A 17,807-nucleotide genomic window follows, 5' to 3' on the forward strand; every position below is an offset into this window, starting at 1 on the left:
CATGACCGCAACACAGCTCGCCGCTCTCGCCCGTACCACCGGGCCGCAGTCCGCGCTCCGCCGCTTCCTGGCCCTGGACGCGGTGGTGACCGGGGCCAACGGCGTCGCCTACCTCGTCGCCTCCGGGCCGCTCGGGCGGCTCCTCGGCGTGGATGCCGGGCTGTTGTCGGTGCTCGGCGCGGTGCTGACGGCGTACGCGGCGGGCGTCGGCCTGCTCGCCTCCCGGCCGCGCCCGGCAGGCCCGCCCGTGCGGGCCGTGATCGAGATCAACCTCGCCTGGGCCGTGCTCAGTTTCCTCGCCCTCGCCCTGTGGCTCACGCCGAGCACCGCGGGTGCCGTGTGGGGCGTGCTCCAGGCCCTGGTGGTGGCCGGGTTCGCGGCTGTGCAGTACGCCGCGGCGAAAGCCTGTCAGGGCAGGGTCGAGTGAAGGTACTTGACCGTCGCCGGGTCGGCCGGGAGCAACGTCTCGATGGCCAGCTCGGCGACGGTCACGTCCAGGGGCGTGTTGAACGTGGCGATCGACGAGACGAACGACAGGGTCCGGCCCTCGTGCTCGATCCGCAGCGGCAGCGCGAAGTAGGGGACGGGTCCCTCCGGTTCGCCGCCGGCCGCCCGCTCGGGGGCCGGGTACGCGGACACCTCCTCGTACAGCTCGCGCAGCGCCGCCGAGCGGTGCAGTGCGATCTGCCGCTCCATCTGGGCGAGCAGATGCCCGCGCCACTGGGGGAAGTTGCGGATGCGCGGCGCCAGGCCCTGGGGGTGCAGCGTCAGCCGCATCGCGTTCGGCGGCTGGGCGAGCAGGGACTCCGGCAGGCCCTCCAGCAGCAGGGAGACCCCCCGGTTGGCGGCCAGTACGTCGTATGTCGCGTCCACCACCAGCGCCGGGTAGGGCTCGTAGCCCTGGATCAGCCGTTCCATGCCCTCGCGTACGACATCCAGCGCCGGGTCGTCCAAGGGCGTCTGCGGATACCGCGGGGCGTAACCGGCCGCCAGCAGCAGCGCGTTGCGCTCCCGTACGGGTACGTCCAGGTGCTCCGCCAGCTTCAGCACCATCTCCTCGCTGGGGCGGGAGCGGCCCGTCTCGACGAAGCTGATGTGCCGGGCCGAGGAGCCCGCGCGCAGCGCCAGTTCCAGCTGGCTGACCCGCCGCTGCTCTCGCCAGGCCCGCAGCATCGGACCGGCGCCCTGGCCGTGGGGGACGACGGGAGGCGTGCCCGGCGCGGGCGGGAGGAGGGTCATACGTACGACCGTAGTCGAACGGGCGCCCGGACGCTCTCCCGGCCGGATCCATGCGGTACCGGCGGGTGCCGGTCCCGGAGGAACCGGCCTGACCAGGCCCGCAGTCGCGGGCCTGTGGCACGCTGAAGAGGTACGCGACGTCCGTGAAGGGAGCCTGCTCATGCCCGTCGAACCGCTGTCGCAGAAGGAGATCGAGGACCGCCTGGCGGAGCTGCCCGGCTGGTCGCTCGACGGCGACTCCCTCACCCGCTCGTACCGGCTCGCCTCGCACTTCGCCGCGACCGCCCTGGTCGTCCATATCGCCCAGGTCCAGGAAGAACTCGACCACCACTGCGACCTGACCCTCGGCTACCGCACCGTCGGCCTCACGGTGACCACGCACAGCGCCGGCGGCAAGGTCACCGCCCTGGACTTCGGGCTGGCCGAGCGGGTCGAGGCCCTCGCCCCGGCGCACGGCGCCGGCTGAGCGCACGGTGCTGGACTACACCGATGAGGCCGAGTGCTACGACGTCCTGCGCGGTGGCGAGGCCAGGGCGGCCGCCGCCGCCGAGGGCGTACTGAGCCTCGTGCCGCAAGGGGCGCGCAGCCTGCTCGACGTGGCCTGCGGCACCGGCATCGTGACCCGGCGGCTCGCGGTTGCCAGGGCCGGGATGCGGGTCATCGGCGCCGACCTCACGCACGCCATGGCGCGGCACGCCGCCGAACGGCTGCCCGGCGCCGTCGTCCTCGCCGACTGCCGCCGACTGCCCTTCCGTGATGGGGAGTTCGATGCCGTCGCCAGCGTGTGGCTGCTGCACCTGCTGCGGCGGCCGGAGCACGTGCGGGCCGCCGTCGCCGAGTGCGCCCGCGTGCTGCGCCCCGGCGGCGTCCATGTCACGACGGTCGACAAGGCCGCCGCTCACAACGTCGGCAGTGACATCGACGCCGTCCTCGCCTCGCGTCCCCGCAGCCCCGCCCCCGACACCTCGGCGGCCGTCGAGTCGTACGCCGCGGAGCACGGACTGCTGCCCGCCGGGCAGACCCGCTTCCCGGGCCGGGGACAGGGCCGCAGTCCCCGCCGCACCATCGCCGACCTGCGCCGGGGCTGGTTCGTGACGCTCCCGCCCGGCCACCCGCTCGCCGACGGCTTCGCCGCACGCCTCGCCGCGCTCCCCGACCAGGACCGCCCGCGCCCGGACCCGTGGTTCACCCTCCGCGCGTTCCGTAAGGCCACGTGACCGGCCTTGGGCCGGAGCTTGACGCCGGCTCTACACGCCGTGACTGGCCGGCTCGCCGATGCCCTCGGACCACTCGATGCCGAGGGTGCCGGCGAGTTCGTGTACGGCCTCCTCGGTGCGGCCGTACGCGGTGAGCGCGAGGTCGTGCAGGCCGGTGTCGTGGCGGACGATGACGTCCGGGCCGCCGAAGTACTCGCTCCGGGCGCCCAGTTCACGCCACGGCAGCAGGCCCAGCGGGGTGAGGTGCTTGTGCAGCCGTGTCACCGTCTCCGGGGCGATCTCGCTCTCCCCGGCCGCCCATCCGAAGTGCTCGGGCAGCCGGTTGACGGCGAGCTGGAGGAAGAACTCCGAGAGCGAGTGGCTCTGCAGTACCCATCCGTCCCCGCCGTCGTCGTCCTCGGCGGTGACCAGCACCGGCGGGTCGGCGAGGGCGCCGCGGGCCGCCGGATAGCCCCACTCGTTGCCGTACTGGTACTCCGCCATGAACACACAGACCCGCAGATCCTCCTCCGGCCCGACGAAGGGGTTGTCCCGCGGCAGGGCCTCGGAGGCGCCGTAGCCGGAAGGGTCGGGGCGGACCGTCGGGGGCCACTCCGGGTGGGTCCAGTACAGGCGCGGCTGGTCGGCGAAGGAGTTGAAGGGCAGGTCCCACCACTCGGCCAGCGCGGCCGGTATGGGGAGCGTGGGGTCGACGCGCCCGGAGGCCTCGTCCGCCTCGCCGGTCCGCGTCCGTTCCCGGTCGCCGCTGGGCTCGTAGCCCCACCCCTGCTGGAAGGAGCGCAGCAACTCCCAGCGGGCGGCCGTGCCGGCGTCGCGTGCGTGCTCCAGGAGCTCAGGGAAACGTGCGTAGTCGATCTCAGTCACGCGGCGAATCCTACGGACGGGGCACGCCGTGGCCGCCTTGGACGTCACGGCCGCCGGACCGCGTCCACCTTGCCGTTCCGGCAACGTCTCTTGCCCTTTCCCCGGGCGCCGTCGCACGCTGGCGGCATCCGGAGGAGAGGCTGACCCATGGCGCACGACCACCACGACGACCACCGGCACGAGCACCGGCCAGGTCACCACCACGACCACGCCGAGATCGACTGGACCGAGATGGCCCCGCTGCTGGAGGCGGGCGCCGAGCTGTACGCGCCGCTGTACGAGCGGGCCCTGGCCTGGCTGGCGAAGCAGCAGACGGCCCCCGGCCTGGTGGTGGACGTGGGCAGCGGACCCGGCGTCGTGTCCTGTCTGCTCGCCGAGACCTTCCCCGGCGCCCGCATCGTCGCCGTGGACGGCGCGGAGCCGCTGCTCGCGCGGGCCCGCGACCGCGCCGCCCGCCTCGGCCTCGCCGACCGGTTCGGCACCCTGGCCGGTGAGCTGCCCGGCGTCCTCGACGACCTCGACTACCCCGCCGACCTGCTGTGGGCCAGCCGCAGCCTGCACCACCTCGGCGACCAGCGGGCCGCCCTGGCCGCCTTCGCCGGACGGCTGGCGCCAGGCGGCACACTGGCGATCGTGGAGGGGGGCCTGCCGACGCGCTTCCTGCCGCGCGACATCGGCATGGGCCGCCCGGGGCTCCAGGCCCGGCTGAACGCGATCGAGGAGGAGTGGTTCAACGAGATGCGCGCGGCGCTGCCCGGCACGGTCGAGGAGACGGAGGACTGGCCGGCGCTGCTCACCGAGGCGGGCCTGGCCCACCCCCGCACCCGCAGTTTCCTGCTCGACCTGCCCGCCCCGGCCCCCGAGCGGGCCCGCGCCTATGTGGCCGCCACCCTCTCCCGCACCCGCGAGGCGGTCGCCGAGCGTCTCGACGCCACCGACCTCGCCACCGTGGACCGCCTCCTCGACCCCGGGGACAAGGCGAGCGTCCACCACCGTCCGGACCTGTTCCTGCTGACGGCACAGACGGTGCACACGGCGAGCCGGCCGCTGTAGGGCGCTTGTCCCGTTTCCCGCCTTGACGTACGCGGGACTTGACCTGGAGCGCGCTCCAAGTGATGGACTCCCGGCACGCATCAGGAACAGGGGGTACACCATGACCGGGTCTCAGGTCGCGCTCGTCACCGGTGGGGGCAGTGGTATCGGTGCCGCGGTGGCGCGGCGGTTGCTGGACGGTGGGCACCGGGTCGCCGTCACGGGGCGCGGGGAGGCGCGGCTGCGCGGGTTCGCCGAGGAACTCGGGCGGCCCGAGGGGCTGTTGACGATCCCGGGGAACGCCGCCGACTACGCGGACGTGCGGGCCGCGGTGGAGACCACGCTCAAGGAGTTCGGGCGGCTCGACACCGTCGTGGCCAACGCCGGGTTCGCCACCCATGACGCCGTGGCCGACGGCGACCCGTCGGGGTGGACGGAGATGGTGCTGACCAACGTGCTCGGACCGGCGCTGCTGATCCGGGCCTCCGCCGAGGCGCTGAAGCAGACGCGCGGGCGGATCGTGCTCGTCGGCAGTGTCGCCGGCTTCGTGCCGACGCCGGGCAACCTCTACGGGGCCACCAAGTGGGCGGTGACCGGCCTCGCCGAGAACACCCGGCGCCAGGTCACGGAGTGGGGGATCGGGGTCACGCTGATCGCGCCGGGGCGGGTGGAGACGCCGTTCTGGGACGACTTCGGGGGCCTGCCGCCGGGGCGCCTGCTGACCGCCGGTCAGATCGCCGACTCCGTCGTCTGGGCCATCGGGCAGCCCGAAGGGGTCGACGTCAACACCGTCGTCGTACGGCCCGTCGGACAGCCCAACTGACCTCACGCACGCCGAGCGCCCCGGGACCGACGAGGTTCCCGGGGCGCTTCGCGTACGGTTCCGTGCCGGGGAACGGTCAGCTCACGTCGAACGTGGCCGGGTCCGGGCCCAGGCGGCGGTCCTCGTTCAGGGCGCTGATCGCCGCGAGGTCCTCGGTGTCCAGGCTGAAGTCGAAGACGTCGATGTTCTCCGCGATCCGGGACGGTGTCACGGACTTCGGGATCACCACGTTGCCGAGCTGGAGGTGCCAGCGCAGCACGACCTGGGCGGGCGTGCGATGGTGCTTCTGGGCGATGGCCACGATCGCCGGGACCTCCAGCAGGCCCTTGCCGGAACCCAGCGGCGACCAGGCCTCGGTGGCGATGCCCTGCTCAGCGTGGAACTCGCGCGCGGCGTGCTGCTGGAGGTGCGGGTGCAGCTCGATCTGGTTCACGGCCGGGACGACCGAGGTCTCGCCGATCAGCCGCTCGAGGTGCTCCGGCAGGAAGTTGGAGACGCCGATCGCCTTGATACGTCCGTCGGCGTGCAGCTTCTCGAACGCCTTGTAGGTGTCGACGTACCGGTCCTTCGACGGCAGCGGCCAGTGGATCAGGTACAGGTCCACGTAGTCCAGGCCGAGCTTGCCGAGGGAGACGTCGAAGGCGCGCAGGGTGGAGTCGTAACCCTGGTCGCCGTTCCAGAGCTTGGTGGTGACAAAGAGCTCCTCGCGGGGGACGCCGGAGGCGGCGACGGCCTTGCCGGTGCCCTCCTCGTTGCCGTAGATCGCCGCTGTGTCGATGCTGCGGTACCCGGCCTCCAGCGCCGTGGCGACCGCGCGCTCCGCCTCGTCGTCCGGCACCTGCCAGACGCCGAAGCCCAGCTGGGGCATCTCGACGCCGTTGTTCAGGATGATCGGGGGGACCTTGCTGCTCACGAGCTCTTGATCCTTCGGTTGTCGTCAGGTGGTACTCATATCGTCAACGATCACGGGCCCGGATGCATTCCTGACGCGAAAATGACCGGAACCCGCCTCATGTGCCGTACAGCGCCTCGACCTCGTTGGAGTAGGCCTTCTCGATCGCCTTGCGCTTCAGCTTCAGCGACGGCGTGAGCAGCCCGTGCTCCTCGGTGAAGGGCTGCGCCAGGATGCGGAAGGTGCGGATCGACTCGGCCTGCGAGACGAGGGTGTTCGCGGCGACCACCGCCCGCCGCACCTCGGTCTCCAGGTCCGGATCGCGGACCAGTGCGGCCGGGGTGAGCCGCGGCTTGTTGCGCATCTGGAGCCAGTGCTCGACCGCCTCCTGGTCGAGCGTGACCAGGGCGGCGACGAAGGGGCGGTCGTTGCCGACGAGGATGCACTGGGCGATCAGCGGGTGGTCACGGACGCGTTCCTCCAGCAGGCCCGGCGACACGCTCTTGCCGCCCGAGGTGACGAGGATCTCCTTCTTGCGGCCGGTGAGGGTGAGGTAGCCGTCCTCGTCGAGCGAGCCCAGGTCGCCGGTGGCGAGCCAGCCCTCGTGCAGGGTCTCGTCGGTGGCCTTGGGATTGTTCAGGTAGCCCTGGAAGACGGTGGGGCCGCGCAGCCAGACCTCGCCGTCGTCCGCGATGTGCACGGTGACACCGGGGACGGGCTGCCCGACCGTGCCGTAGCGGGTGCGCTCGGGCGGGTTGGCCGTCGCGGCCGCCGTGGACTCGGTCAGGCCGTACCCCTCGTAGATCTGCACGCCCGCGCCCGCGAAGAACAGGCCGAGCCGCCGGTCCATCGCCGAGCCACCGGACATGGCGTGCCGCACCCTGCCGCCCATCGCCTGGCGCACCTTGGCGTAGACGAGCTTGTCGAACAGCTGGTGCTGCACGCGCAGGCCGGCCGAGGGGCCGGGCCCGATACCCCACGCCTTGGCCTCGGCCGCGTCGGCGTAGCGCACGGCGACGTCGACGGCCTTCTCGAAGGGCCCCGCCTTGCCCTCCCGCTCGGCCTTGCGGCGGGCGGCGTTGAAGACCTTCTCGAAGATGTACGGCACGGCCAGGATGAACGTCGGCCGGAAGGCGGCCAGGTCGGGCAGCAGGGCGGCCGCGTTGAGCTGCGGCTGGTGGCCGAAGCGGACCCTGCCGCGGATCGCGGCCACCTCCACCATCCGGCCGAACACATGCGCGAGCGGCAGGAAGAGCAGGGTCGCCGCCTCGTCGCCCCGCTTGGAGTGGAACACCGGCTCCCAGCGCTCGATGACGGTGTCCGCCTCGTACATGAAGTTGCCGTGCGAGAGGACACAGCCCTTGGGGCGGCCCGTGGTGCCGGAGGTGTAGATGACGGTCGCGACCGAGTCCGGGGTGACCGCCTTGCGATGCCGGTGCACCACGTCGTCGTCGAGGTGGGCGCCCGCGTCGTAGAGCTCATGGACCGCGCCCGCGTCGAGCTGCCACAGGCGGCGCAGCCTCGGGAGCCGGTCGATGACGGTGGCGATGGTCATCGCGTGGTCCTCGTGCTCCACGAACGCGGCCGTCACCTCCGCGTCGTACAGCATCCAGTAGCACTGCTCGGCCGAGGACGTCGGGTAGACCGGCACCACCTGGGCGCCGATCGCCCACAGCGCGAAGTCGCACAGGGTCCACTCGTAGCGGGTGCGGGACATGATGGCGACGCGGTCGCCGAACCGGATGCCCTCGGCGAGCAGGCCCTTGGCGAGCGCGAGCACCTCGTCGCGGAACTCGGCTGACGTCACGTCCCGCCAGTGCCCCGCGTCGTCCTTGCGGCCGAGCGCGATGTGCAGCGGATCGTCCTGGGCGTGCTCGAAGACGACGTCGGCCAGACCGCCCACGGGGGGCGCCAGCGCCAACGGAGGATTGGTGAACTCGCGCAAACCCGTTCCCCGCTCTCTGTGACGGCTCCCTGTGACGCCCGCACAGGCCGTGAAAGCTACCCCACGGACCGTCGTGACGGGAGGGGTGCGAAAGCGGAGAGGCGCTCAGGTATGTGCTGGTCAGCGGGGGAGATAAGCCGCAGAAGGGGAAGGTTCGTACAGATTCCTGACGGCGGAGTAAGTTTCGGCACCGTAATCTCCACGGAATCTGTACGACCCACTCACCGTGCCGGGTGTCAGCGGCGGTGCAGCCGCTCGCCCGCCGCCAGGACCGCCGCCGCAAGGGCGTCCGCCGGACCCTGGGCGGTGGCGCGGCGGCGGCCGTGGACCAGCACGAAGTCGACCTGGCCGAGTTCGGGCAGGCCGAGCCGGTCCGGGACGCGGACCAGGCCCGGCGGGACGAAGCCCCGGGAGTGGGCCATCACGCCGAGGCCCGCGCGGGCGGCGGCGATCAGCCCGTTCAGGCTGCCGCTGGTACAGGCGACGCGCCACTCGCGGCCCTGGCGTTGCAGCGCCTCCAGAGCGAGGGCGCGGGTGATGCCCGGCGGCGGATAGACGATCAGCGGGACCGGGCGGCCGGGGTCCAGGCGCAGGCGTTCCGCGCCGATCCAGACCAGACGGTCGTGCCACACCAGCTCACCGCGCGGGTCCTCGGGGCGCCGTTTGGCCAGGACCAGGTCCAGCTTTCCGGCGGCGAGCTGCTCGTGCAGGGTGCCGGACAGCTCCACGGTCAGCTCCAGGTCGACCTCGGGGTGGTCGTGCCGGAAGCCCTCCAGGATCTCCGGGAGCCGGGTGAGCACGAAGTCCTCCGAGGCGCCGAAGCGCAGCCGGCCCCGCAGCCGGGTACCCGTGAAGAACGCCGTGGCCTGCTCGTGCACTTCCAGGATCCGGCGCGCGAAACCGAGCATCGCCTCGCCGTCCTCCGTCAGCTCCACGGAGTGGGTGTCCCGGCTGAACAGCCGGCGCCCGGTGGCGTCCTCGAGCCGCCGTACGTGCTGGCTGACCGTCGACTGGCGCAGCCCGAGCCGCCGCCCGGCCTGGGTGAAGCTCAGCGTCTGGGCGACGGCGAGGAACGTGCGCAGCTGGGAGGGGTCGTACACAAGGCCAGGGTAACGGGGTCATCGGAATCCGTGATGACAGTCAGAGCGGTATGCCGGATTCACGATCGGCCGGTGAGGGAGCAGGATGGAGCGGGGACCCGCGTCCCCGTACGGGTACCGAGTCAGAAGTACGTACAGAAGCAAGTACAGAGGTAGTGGAGCACCGTGAAACGCCTGCGCCGGCCGTCCTGGATGCCGATCGACCCGTACATCCTGATGCTGCTCGGGACGGTGGGCCTCGCGGCGCTCCTCCCGGCCAGGGGTACGGCCGCCGACGTGGCCTCCGGCGCCTCCACCGCGGCGATCGCCTTCCTCTTCTTCCTCTACGGCGCCCGGCTGTCCACCCGTGAGGCGCTGGACGGGCTCAGGCACTGGCGGCTCCACGTCACCGTGCTGGCCTGTACCTTCGTCGCCTTCCCGCTGCTCGGGCTGGCCGCCCGCGGGCTGGTCCCGGTGTTCCTGACCCACTCCCTGTGGACCGGCCTGCTCTTCCTCACCCTGGTCCCGTCGACCATCCAGTCGTCGATCGCGTTCACCTCGATCGCCCGCGGCAACGTGCCCGCGGCGATCTGCGCCGGCTCCTTCTCCTCCCTCGCGGGCATCGTGATCACCCCCCTGCTCGCGGCGTCGCTGCTGGGCAGTGGCGCGGGCGGTTTCCGGGCCGACTCGATCCTCAAGATCGTGCTCCAGCTGCTGGTGCCCTTCCTCGCCGGGCAGCTGCTGCGCCGCTGGATCGGCGGCTTCGTCGCACGCCACAGGAAGGGCCTCGGATACGTCGACCGCGGGTCGATCCTTCTCGTCGTGTACACGGCCTTCAGCGAGGGCATGGTCCACGGCGTCTGGCACCAGGTCAGCCCGGTGCGGCTGGCCGGCCTGCTCGGCGTCGAGGCGGTGCTGCTCGCCGTGATGCTCGCCCTGACCTGGTACGGCTCCAAGGCGCTCGGCTTCAGCCGGGAGGACCGCATCGCCATCCAGTTCGCCGGCTCGAAGAAGTCGCTGGCCTCCGGGCTGCCGATGGCGAGCGTGCTGTTCGGCGCGCAGGCCTCGCTGGCCGTGCTGCCGCTGATGCTCTTCCACCAGATGCAGCTGATGGTCTGCGCGGTGATCGCCAAGCGCCGCTCCCGCGACCCGCGCGAGGAGCTCACTGCACCGGCTTCAGCCTCAGGGTCACGAACCGTGGCCGGTACAGGCTCACGTTCCCGCTGATCGCCGCCGCCGCGCCCGTCGTCTCCAGCCAGTTGACGTCGTAGCTGAGCACCAGACGCCCGTCGCCGCCGACGTCGGGATGCGCCTGCGGGTTGTACGCGGCGACCCCGGCGGACGGCAGTGGCGGACTGAAGCCGCGGGCCGGCCCGTGCCAGGGCCCGGTGGGGGAGCAGGCCCAGTACGACGTCACCGTGCCCAGTCCGGCCGTACCCGCCGCCATGGTGAACAGGACATATGTGTCCCCGTCCCGTACGACCGAGAACGCGCTGCCCACCCCGGTGCGCCGCTCGTCGCCGAGCACGGCGGCCGGCCGGGTGCCGGTGACCCAGGCGGAACCGTCCCAGTACTCCCAGGCGGCCGGGTCCGCGAGCCCGCCGTCCGGCACCCGCGCCACATAGGCCGACGAGGCCGGGCGCGACACGGCCTGCCCGTCGTCGCCACCGAACACATACGTCCAGCCGTCCCGCGCCACCAGCGTCGTGCCGAACAGCACCCGCCGGGACGGATCCGGCACCGACCCCTGGTCGAACACCTTCGTGACGGACTCGACCCGCAACTGCGGCAGGGAGAGCGTGGCCACCTCGGTGGCGAGCGGCACCCCGTAGATCCACGGCGCCTGGCCGGCCGCGCGCGTCCACAGCAGCACCCGCACCACCTGCTCGGCCGCGCCGGGGGAGCGCGGCTCGACCCGGGCGGCGACGGGCCAGCGCCACTGGCCGGTGGCCGGCTCCGGGAAGAGCGGCGCGGGGAGCGTGGTGCGCAGCCGGTCCCCGGACATCACCACGGCCGAGTTGCGCACCATCGGCGCGCCGCTGTCGCGCCAGGCGTACGACTCGCCGGACGGGTTGGGCGGCGGGTGCACGGGGCCGAGGAAGGTGTCGGAGAACAGCCACAGCACCCGGCCGTCCGGCAGCCTCAGCGAGTGCGTGCCGTCGCCGCCGGTCCAGTCGTCGGTGCGGCCCGCGTCGTCGCCGTAGCGGGCGAACTCGCCGGTGAGCGCGTCGGCGGCCGTCCAGGAAGCGACCCGACGGCCCGCGCACGCACCGCCGCCCTCCCGGTCGTCGTCCGGGAGGGCGGTGAGCAGCACGGCCGCGAGAACCAGGGCCAGCAGCAGAGCGGCCCCGGTTCCCGTGCGCTGTCGTGCTCGTCGTTCGTCGGGCACGCTCCGTGACGTTAGCGGGCCGCGGTCACCTGGTCCATGGGGAGCCACAGGACGTTGCCGAACCAGGGGCCGGTGTGGGTGAGGCGGACCTGCTCGATCTCGGCGTCGGACAGCGCCATGTCCCAGACACGCACCTCGTCGAGCGCCCCGGTGAAGAAGGCCCGGCTGTCCATGCGCTGGCCGATGTGCACCCCGAACGGCGAGTTGCGGCTCACCGAGCCGGGCACGTCCTCGGTGCTGATCGCGGTGCCGTCGATGAACAGGGTCAGCTGCCCGTCGCCGCGGCGCAGTGCGAGGTGGTGCCACTTGCCGTCGTTGTAGGCGCCGTTCGTCGCCACGGCGGCCGTGTTGACGGTCCGCACCCCCTCCCGGGTGCTGATCAGTCCGCGCACCCGCTTGCCCTCGGGCTCGGCGCGCAGCCAGACCTGTGGCTGGCTGGTGCCCACCCCGCCCATCCACAGCAGCGGCTGCTCACCGCTGGCCGCCGTGTAGCGGAACCACAGGGAGGCGGTGAAGTCGCCGCTGCCGAGCTGGAGTTCCTCGCGGTACGGCAGGCGCACGGCGTCGTCGGTGCCGTCGAAGGAGATGCCGTTGTTCAGCACGCCGGCGGTGGTGGAGGCGCCGCCGAGCACGCTCGCCTCGGGGGCGAGCAGGGCACGGTCGGTGGTGGTCGGGTCGGCGCCGCGGCGGGGCGTGAGCCACTCCTCGTTGAAGCGGGTGAAGCGGATCTCGTCGCGGGCGTCGGCCGTGCCGGCCTCGTACATCAGGCCGACGGTGCTGCCGGAGATGTGCACCAGGTCGGAGTAGCCGGACCAGTCGCGGGTGACGACCGTACCGCGGTCCACGCTGTCCCAGGTCTCGCCGTCGTCGTAGGAGGAGCGGATCATCATGGTCCGGCGGCGGTCGGGGTCGCCCGGGCAGGCCAGCAGAAGGCGGTCGCCGAGGCGCAGCGTGGCGCCCTGGACCTGGGGGGCGTAGAGGTCGGGGAGGGCCTCGAAGGTGCCCTTGTAGGTCTCGCCGCCGTCGCTGCTGAGCACCTGGGAGCGGTGGCCCAGGTCGGTGCCCTCCTGCTCACGGCCGCTGACCAGGATCGTGCCGTCGGAGCGCTCGGTCATGGAGATCTCGGAGGGCTTCTGGCGGAAGGTGCCGTCGGCCGACAGCGGCCAGGAGTCCGTGGCGCCGACCCGCCAGGTGGTGCCGCCGTCGTCGCTGAGGATGAGGGCCGCGTGGTTCGCGGTGACCCGGTTGCCGTCCCAGGTCTCGGTGTTGACGCCGAAGACCAGCCTGCCGGCGTGGGCGCCCTGGGTGAGCTGGATGCCGTGCACGGGGCCGGTGGCGTACCAGGAGTTCCAGTGCGAGGGCAGGATCTGCGGGCTGAGGTCGCGGGGTGTGGACCAGGTGACCCCGTCGTCGTCGCTGTGCTGCAGATGGGGGACGCGGTCGCAGGGGACGTCGCAGTGCTCGCTGTCGGGGCGGCCCGTGTTGTACGTCTCCGCGAGCAGGATCCGGCCGGTGTCCCGGTCGACGACCGGCGTCGGATTGCCGTGCGTGTCACCGGCGCCGTCGTTGACGACCTGCAACGGGCCCCAGGTGCGGCCGCCGTCGGTGGAGCGCTTCAGCACGATGTCGATGTCGGTCGCGTCCCCGCAGTTGAGGACCCGCCCCTCGGCGAACGCGAGCAGGGTGCCCTTCGTGGTCTGCACGACCGTCGGAATCCGGAAGCAGGCGTAGCCGGGGTCCTGCGAGGCCTTGAAGAGGACCTGTTCCTCGAACAAAGGTGCCGCCGCGGCGGGTTGGGCCTGGGCCGGGCCCGGGAGTGCGGCGGCGGCCGTCAGGACGGCGCCCGCGGTGAGGGTGGTTCTCAGACGTGCGCGGAGTCTCGACGGCATGAATGACCCTTCATTTGTCTGGACATCTGTACATCCCATGTCCAACCTATGCGCCACAGACGGTAGTTGGCGGCAACGACACACCGCAACCGGCGCCAGCGGCGCAAGTGGAATGCCGGCAGGACGTCCTGACGCGACGTCAGGGGCCAGTGAAAGGGGAGCGGATGGGCGGCGCGGTCACCGCGCGGTCTCGTCGGCTCCTGGCGCTACGGCCGCCGCGGTCCGGGGCGGGCGGCGGTGACGGCGGAGGCCGCGTCGGGTATGGCGTCGCCGAGGGAGCCGTGGCGGACGACGCGGCGCATCGAGCCTCCTGAGTTCGTTGGAGTTCCCAACGATAAATCAGGTCGTGGGGAAATCCAATGAAATGCGCACTAGGCTGGAGTCATGGCCGAGGCACCACTCTCCGCGATTCACTCGCTGCCCAGCTGGATCCTCGGCCGGGCCGCCGCTCGCGGGCGCGCCCTGGTGGCACAGGCGCTGGCCGCCGAGGGCATGAAGATGTGGCACCACATGGTGCTGGTCGCCGTCCGTGACCTCGGCCCGATCGCCCAGGCCGACCTCGGCCGGAGCGTGGGGCTCGACCCCAAGGACGTCGTCGGGGTGCTCAACGACCTGCAGTCGGCCGGCCACGTCGTGCGTGCACCCGACCCGGAGGACCGGCGCAAGAACGCCGTGTCCGTCACCGCGGACGGCACCCGGCTGCTGCGGCGCTGCGAGCAGGCCGCCTGCGAGGCGAACGAGGCCCTGCTGGCCCCGCTCACCGCGGCCGAACGCCGCCAGTTCATGGGCCTGCTGGGCAGGATCTCCGGCACGGAGTGACGCCCGGGGGCTGAGGCGGGACCCCGGCGGCGCAGGGGGCGCTCCCCGCCGGCCCGGGTCCCGCCGCCGTGCAGCGGGGGACCGTCAGCCCTGGGCGGCCGCGGTCCGCAAGGGGATGCGGTCCTCGCCCGCGTACACGTTCATGGAGCTGCCCCGCAGAAAGCCCACCAGGGTCAGCCCGGTCTCCTGGGCCAGGTCCACCGCCAGCGACGAGGGCGCCGAGACCGCCGCCAGCACCGGGATGCCCGCCATCACGGCCTTCTGCGCCAGCTCGAAGGAGGCCCGGCCCGAGACCAGCAGGACGGTGCGGGACAGCGGCAGGTCCCCGCTCTGCAGGGCACGGCCGACCAGCTTGTCGACCGCGTTGTGCCGGCCCACGTCCTCCCGTACGTCCAGCAGCTCGCCGCCCTCGTCGAACAGCGCCGCCGCGTGCAGCCCCCCGGTCCGGTCGAAGACCCGCTGGGCCGCGCGCAGCCGGTCGGGGAGGCACGCGAGCAGCTCGGGCTCGACACGGACCGGGGGAGTGTCGGAGATGGGCCAGCGGGCCGTGGTCCGCACCGCGTCCAGGCTGGCCTTGCCGCACAGCCCGCAGGACGAGGTCGTGTAGACGTTGCGCTCGAGCGTGATGTCCGGGATCGGCACCCCGGGAGCCGTCTGCACGTCCACCACGTTGTAGGTGTTCGAGCCGTCGACCGTGGCACCCGCGCAGTACACGATGTTGCGCAGGTCGCCACGCTCGCCCAGCACGCCCTCGCTCACCAGGAACCCGGCCGCGAGGGCGAAGTCGTCGCCGGGGGTGCGCATGGTGATCGCGAGCGGCTTGCCGTTCAGCCGGATCTCCAGGGGTTCCTCGGCGACGAGCGTGTCCGGGCGGGTGGAGACCGCCCCGTCCCGGATCCGGATCACCTTGCGTCGCTCCGTGACTCGTCCCATGTCCTGATCAGCCCCGGTTCTGTACGTGCTGGTAGCCGAAACGGCCCTTGATGCAGAGGTTGCCGTGGGTCACCGGGTTGTCGTGCGGCGAGGTGACCTTGACGATCTCATTGTCCTGCACATGGAGCGTGAGGTTGCAGCCCACACCGCAGTAGGCGCACACCGTCGTGGTCTCCGTCTGCTGCGACTCGTCCCACGTACCCGCCTCGCGCATGTCGAACTCGGACTTGAACGACAGCGCCCCCGTCGGGCAGACCTCGATGCAGTTGCCGCAGTAGACACACGCCGAGTCGGTCAGCGGGGCGTCGTGCTCGACCGCGATCCGGGCGTCGAAGCCGCGGCCCACGACGGAGATCGCGAAGGTGTTCTGCCACTGGTCGCCGCAGGCGTCGACGCACTTGTAGCAGAGGATGCACTTGTCGTAGTCACGGACGTAGAGGTCGTTGTCGACCCTCGGTTCCTCGCTCAGGCGGGCGGCCTGAGGGCCGAAGCGGTCCGGCTTCGCCTCGTACTCCTTCAGCCACCCCGCCACCTCGGGTGTGGTCGACAGGTCGACCGAGGAGGCGAGGAGCTCCAGGACGATCTTGCGGCTGTGCCGGGCGCGCTCGGTGTCCGTGCGGACGGTCATCCCCGGCTCCGCCTTGCGCGAGCAGGCCGGGACCAGGGTCCGGGAGCCCTCTACCTCGACCATGCAGACCCGGCAGGCGTTCTTCGGGGTGAGCGTGTCCCCGTGACAGAGGGTGGGGACGTCCTTCCCCGCGGCCCGGCAGGCGTCGAGGATGGTCGAGCCCTCCGGGACCCGGGCCTGATGCCCGTCGACGGTGAACTCGACGAGCCGGCGAGGCACTCCCAGCGGTATCGCGGTCATTCGTAGGCCCCCAGTCGGTCGATGGCGGATTCCACGGCGTTCCAGGCGGTCTGTCCCAGACCGCAGATCGAGGCGTCCCGCATCGCGCGGCCGACCTCCCTGAGCAGGGCGATGTCGCCGGCGGCGGCGGCACCGGTGCGCTCCGCGATCCGGTGCAGCGCCTCCTCCTGCCGCACGGTGCCGACCCGGCACGGCACGCACTGCCCGCACGACTCGTCGCGGAAGAACTCGGCGATACGCAGCAGCAGCCGGGGCAGCGGGACCGCGTCGTCGAAGGCCATCACGACGCCCGAGCCGAGCGTCGTGCCGGCCTCGCGGGTGCCTTCGAAGGTGAGCGGGATGTCCGTCTCGTCGGGCCGTACGAAGCCGCCGGCCGCGCCGCCGAGCAGGACCGCCCGCAGCCCGTCCCGCACGCCCGCCAGCTCCAGCAGCTCGCCCAGCGTCGCGCCGAACGGCAGCTCGTAGATCCCGGGCCGCGCCACGCTGCCCGACACGCAGAACAGCTTGGGGCCGGTCGACGCCGCCGTGCCGATCGCCGCGTACGCCGGGGCGCCCATCGTCAGGATCGGCAGGACGTTGACCAGCGTCTCGACGTTGTTCTCGACCGTGGGCTTGCCGAACAGCCCCCTCTCCACCGGGAAGGGCGGCTTCGAGCGCGGCTCGCCCCGGTAGCCCTCGATGGAGTTGAACAGCGCCGTCTCCTCACCGCAGATGTACGCGCCCGCGCCCCGCCGGATCTCGATGTCGAAGGCGTACCCCTGGCCGAGGACGTCCTCGCCCAGCAGGCCACGGGCGCGGGCCTGGGCGAGGGCGTGCTCCAGCCGGTGCAGGGCGCGCGGGTACTCACCGCGCAGGTAGAGGTAGCCGTGGTGCGCGCCGGTGGCGTACCCGGCGATGGTCATCGCCTCCACCAGCGCGTACGGGTCGCCCTCCATGAGCACCCGGTCCTTGAAGGTGCCCGGCTCGGACTCGTCGGCGTTGCAGACGACGTAGTGCGGATGGTCCGGCTGGGACGCCGTGGCCTGCCATTTGCGGCCGGTGGGGAAGGCGGCGCCGCCGCGCCCGACCAGGCCCGAGTCGGTGACCTCGCGGATCACCCCGGCCGGTCCGAGGTCGAAGGCGCGGCGCAGGGCGGTGTAGCCGCCGTGGGCGCGGTAGTCGTCGAGCGACGCGGGATCCACCACGCCTACCCGCCGCAGCAGCACCAGGTCCGGCGACCCCGCCTGCGGTACGGCCAGTGCCGCCGGGGGCTCCTCCGGCGCCGAGTCGGGTGCGGTCGCGGCGAGGACGGCCGCGTCCACGGTCGCCGGTGCCGACACCGCGGTACGGACCGGGTCGCCGGCCTTGACCGCGAGCGCGGCCGGGGCGCGTTCGCACAGGCCGAGGCACGGGGAGCGCTCGACGTGGACGCCGGGACCGAGGCGGGCCTCGATCCCGGCGCACAGCTCCTGCGCTCCGGCGGCCGCGCAGGTGAGGTCCGTGCAGACGTGCAGCACGGTCGCCGGGCGCGGCTTCACCGAGAACATCGCGTAGAAGGTGGCCACCCCGTACGCCTCCGCCGGCGGCACGGTCAGCCGCCGGCACAGGTAGTCCAGGGCGCCCTCGCTGATCCAGCCGATCCGGTCGTTGATCGCGTGCAGCCCCGGCAACAGCAGGTCGCGGCGGTCGCGTGCCTCCCGGCCGCCCCGCGCCCACCGCAGGTCGGCATCGGAGCGGTCGGCCCCCTCCCACGAGGACCCGGGCGGACCGAGCAGGGCGTCGACGGCCGCCCGTTCGTCGTCCGTCGGTTTGCTGTCACCGAAGTGCAGGTCCACTTAC

At 72.5% G+C, this 17,807-nt stretch carries 17 protein-coding genes; 7 read left to right on the forward strand and 10 right to left on the reverse strand.

Going from position 1 to position 17,807, the window contains the following annotated elements; genetic code table 11:
• Position 1 precedes the first annotated feature (1 nt).
• Positions 2 to 427 carry a hypothetical protein gene (locus ACIHCM_RS25630; protein WP_399900102.1) on the forward strand — a complete coding sequence of 142 codons (426 nt, stop codon included), beginning with the start codon at positions 2 to 4 and terminating at the stop codon, positions 425 to 427.
• Here ACIHCM_RS25630 and ACIHCM_RS25635 read toward each other — a convergent pair.
• The gene (locus tag ACIHCM_RS25635) at positions 409 to 1,239 is read right to left on the reverse strand and encodes a helix-turn-helix domain-containing protein (RefSeq protein WP_399900105.1); all 831 of its coding nucleotides are present in this window, start codon (positions 1,237 to 1,239) and stop codon (positions 409 to 411) included. The genes ACIHCM_RS25630 and ACIHCM_RS25635 overlap by 19 nt on opposite strands.
• A gap of 160 nt (positions 1,240 to 1,399) precedes the next feature.
• On the opposite strand from ACIHCM_RS25635, the gene ACIHCM_RS25640 reads away from it, so the two are divergent.
• Both ACIHCM_RS25640 and ACIHCM_RS25645 read left to right on the forward strand, forming a co-directional pair.
• A complete protein-coding gene (locus tag ACIHCM_RS25640) occupies positions 1,400 to 1,705 on the forward strand; it encodes a 4a-hydroxytetrahydrobiopterin dehydratase (protein ID WP_399900108.1) in 306 nt (101 codons plus the stop codon).
• Positions 1,706 to 1,712: 7 nt separating this feature from the next.
• Positions 1,713 to 2,456 (forward strand): class I SAM-dependent methyltransferase, encoded by a 744-nt coding sequence (locus ACIHCM_RS25645; RefSeq protein WP_399900111.1) that lies wholly within the window; start codon positions 1,713 to 1,715, stop codon positions 2,454 to 2,456.
• Between the two features lie 30 nt (positions 2,457 to 2,486).
• Here ACIHCM_RS25645 and ACIHCM_RS25650 read toward each other — a convergent pair whose 3' ends face one another.
• Complete coding sequence (locus ACIHCM_RS25650; RefSeq protein WP_399900114.1) at positions 2,487 to 3,320, reverse strand: hypothetical protein; 834 nt, start codon at positions 3,318 to 3,320, stop codon at positions 2,487 to 2,489.
• Positions 3,321 to 3,467: 147 nt separating this feature from the next.
• On the opposite strand from ACIHCM_RS25650, the gene ACIHCM_RS25655 reads away from it, so the two are divergent.
• A complete protein-coding gene (locus ACIHCM_RS25655; RefSeq protein WP_399900117.1) occupies positions 3,468 to 4,373 on the forward strand; it encodes a class I SAM-dependent methyltransferase in 906 nt (301 codons plus the stop codon).
• A 100-nt stretch (positions 4,374 to 4,473) separates the two neighbouring features.
• Entirely contained in the window at positions 4,474 to 5,175 is a 702-nt protein-coding gene (locus tag ACIHCM_RS25660) for an SDR family oxidoreductase (RefSeq protein WP_399900120.1), read from the forward strand.
• A gap of 76 nt (positions 5,176 to 5,251) precedes the next feature.
• Here ACIHCM_RS25660 and ACIHCM_RS25665 read toward each other — a convergent pair whose 3' ends face one another.
• From ACIHCM_RS25665 to ACIHCM_RS25675, 3 genes are all read right to left on the reverse strand, one after another.
• Entirely contained in the window at positions 5,252 to 6,088 is an 837-nt protein-coding gene (locus tag ACIHCM_RS25665; protein ID WP_399900123.1) for an aldo/keto reductase, read from the reverse strand.
• Between the two features lie 97 nt (positions 6,089 to 6,185).
• A complete protein-coding gene (locus tag ACIHCM_RS25670) occupies positions 6,186 to 8,012 on the reverse strand; it encodes an AMP-dependent synthetase/ligase (RefSeq protein WP_399900126.1) in 1,827 nt (608 codons plus the stop codon).
• A gap of 236 nt (positions 8,013 to 8,248) precedes the next feature.
• Complete coding sequence (locus ACIHCM_RS25675) at positions 8,249 to 9,112, reverse strand: LysR substrate-binding domain-containing protein (RefSeq protein WP_399900129.1); 864 nt, start codon at positions 9,110 to 9,112, stop codon at positions 8,249 to 8,251.
• A gap of 192 nt (positions 9,113 to 9,304) precedes the next feature.
• Between ACIHCM_RS25675 and ACIHCM_RS25680 the strand changes: the two genes are divergently transcribed.
• Entirely contained in the window at positions 9,305 to 10,318 is a 1,014-nt protein-coding gene (locus tag ACIHCM_RS25680) for a bile acid:sodium symporter family protein (RefSeq protein ID WP_399900338.1), read from the forward strand.
• Here the strand turns inward: ACIHCM_RS25680 and ACIHCM_RS25685 are convergent.
• Both ACIHCM_RS25685 and ACIHCM_RS25690 read right to left on the reverse strand, forming a co-directional pair.
• The gene (locus ACIHCM_RS25685; protein ID WP_399900133.1) at positions 10,254 to 11,480 is read right to left on the reverse strand and encodes a DUF4185 domain-containing protein; all 1,227 of its coding nucleotides are present in this window, start codon (positions 11,478 to 11,480) and stop codon (positions 10,254 to 10,256) included. The genes ACIHCM_RS25680 and ACIHCM_RS25685 overlap by 65 nt on opposite strands.
• An 11-nt stretch (positions 11,481 to 11,491) precedes the next feature.
• On the reverse strand, positions 11,492 to 13,369 hold the full coding sequence (locus ACIHCM_RS25690) for an exo-alpha-sialidase (protein WP_399900136.1): 1,878 nt from the start codon (positions 13,367 to 13,369) through the stop codon (positions 11,492 to 11,494).
• A 384-nt stretch (positions 13,370 to 13,753) separates the two neighbouring features.
• Between ACIHCM_RS25690 and ACIHCM_RS25695 the strand changes: the two genes are divergently transcribed.
• Positions 13,754 to 14,188 (forward strand): MarR family winged helix-turn-helix transcriptional regulator, encoded by a 435-nt coding sequence (locus ACIHCM_RS25695; RefSeq protein ID WP_399900138.1) that lies wholly within the window; start codon positions 13,754 to 13,756, stop codon positions 14,186 to 14,188.
• A gap of 84 nt (positions 14,189 to 14,272) precedes the next feature.
• Here the strand turns inward: ACIHCM_RS25695 and fdhD are convergent, their stop codons facing one another.
• Genes fdhD through ACIHCM_RS25710 form a run of 3 tightly spaced genes read right to left on the reverse strand, consistent with a single transcriptional unit; the run spans position 14,273 to position 17,803 of the window.
• The gene (gene fdhD, locus ACIHCM_RS25700) at positions 14,273 to 15,121 is read right to left on the reverse strand and encodes a formate dehydrogenase accessory sulfurtransferase FdhD (protein WP_399900141.1); all 849 of its coding nucleotides are present in this window, start codon (positions 15,119 to 15,121) and stop codon (positions 14,273 to 14,275) included.
• 7 nt (positions 15,122 to 15,128) lie between these two features.
• On the reverse strand, positions 15,129 to 15,989 hold the full coding sequence (locus ACIHCM_RS25705; protein WP_399900144.1) for a 2Fe-2S iron-sulfur cluster-binding protein: 861 nt from the start codon (positions 15,987 to 15,989) through the stop codon (positions 15,129 to 15,131).
• Complete coding sequence (locus ACIHCM_RS25710) at positions 15,986 to 17,803, reverse strand: NADH-ubiquinone oxidoreductase-F iron-sulfur binding region domain-containing protein (protein WP_399900147.1); 1,818 nt, start codon at positions 17,801 to 17,803, stop codon at positions 15,986 to 15,988. Before ACIHCM_RS25710 ends, ACIHCM_RS25705 begins: the two co-directional genes overlap by 4 nt.
• Between the last annotated feature and the right edge of the window lie 4 nt (positions 17,804 to 17,807).

This window comes from Streptomyces sp. NPDC052023 (genome assembly GCF_044548465.1).
Lineage (GTDB): Bacteria > Actinomycetota > Actinomycetes > Streptomycetales > Streptomycetaceae > Streptomyces.

Excerpts from the sequence above, each read along its gene's own strand:
- ACIHCM_RS25630 (WP_399900102.1), top strand. The coding sequence starts at position 2 with ATGACCGCAACACAGCTCGCCGCTCTCGCCCGTACCACCGGGCCGCAG.
- ACIHCM_RS25635 (WP_399900105.1), bottom strand. The coding sequence starts at position 1,239 with ATGACCCTCCTCCCGCCCGCGCCGGGCACGCCTCCCGTCGTCCCCCAC.
- ACIHCM_RS25640 (WP_399900108.1), top strand. The coding sequence starts at position 1,400 with ATGCCCGTCGAACCGCTGTCGCAGAAGGAGATCGAGGACCGCCTGGCG.
- ACIHCM_RS25655 (WP_399900117.1), top strand. The coding sequence starts at position 3,468 with ATGGCGCACGACCACCACGACGACCACCGGCACGAGCACCGGCCAGGT.
- ACIHCM_RS25660 (WP_399900120.1), top strand. The coding sequence starts at position 4,474 with ATGACCGGGTCTCAGGTCGCGCTCGTCACCGGTGGGGGCAGTGGTATC.
- ACIHCM_RS25680 (WP_399900338.1), top strand. The coding sequence starts at position 9,305 with ATGCCGATCGACCCGTACATCCTGATGCTGCTCGGGACGGTGGGCCTC.
- ACIHCM_RS25690 (WP_399900136.1), bottom strand. The coding sequence starts at position 13,369 with ATGCCGTCGAGACTCCGCGCACGTCTGAGAACCACCCTCACCGCGGGC.
- ACIHCM_RS25695 (WP_399900138.1), top strand. The coding sequence starts at position 13,754 with ATGGCCGAGGCACCACTCTCCGCGATTCACTCGCTGCCCAGCTGGATC.
- fdhD (WP_399900141.1), bottom strand. The coding sequence starts at position 15,121 with ATGGGACGAGTCACGGAGCGACGCAAGGTGATCCGGATCCGGGACGGG.
- ACIHCM_RS25705 (WP_399900144.1), bottom strand. The coding sequence starts at position 15,989 with ATGACCGCGATACCGCTGGGAGTGCCTCGCCGGCTCGTCGAGTTCACC.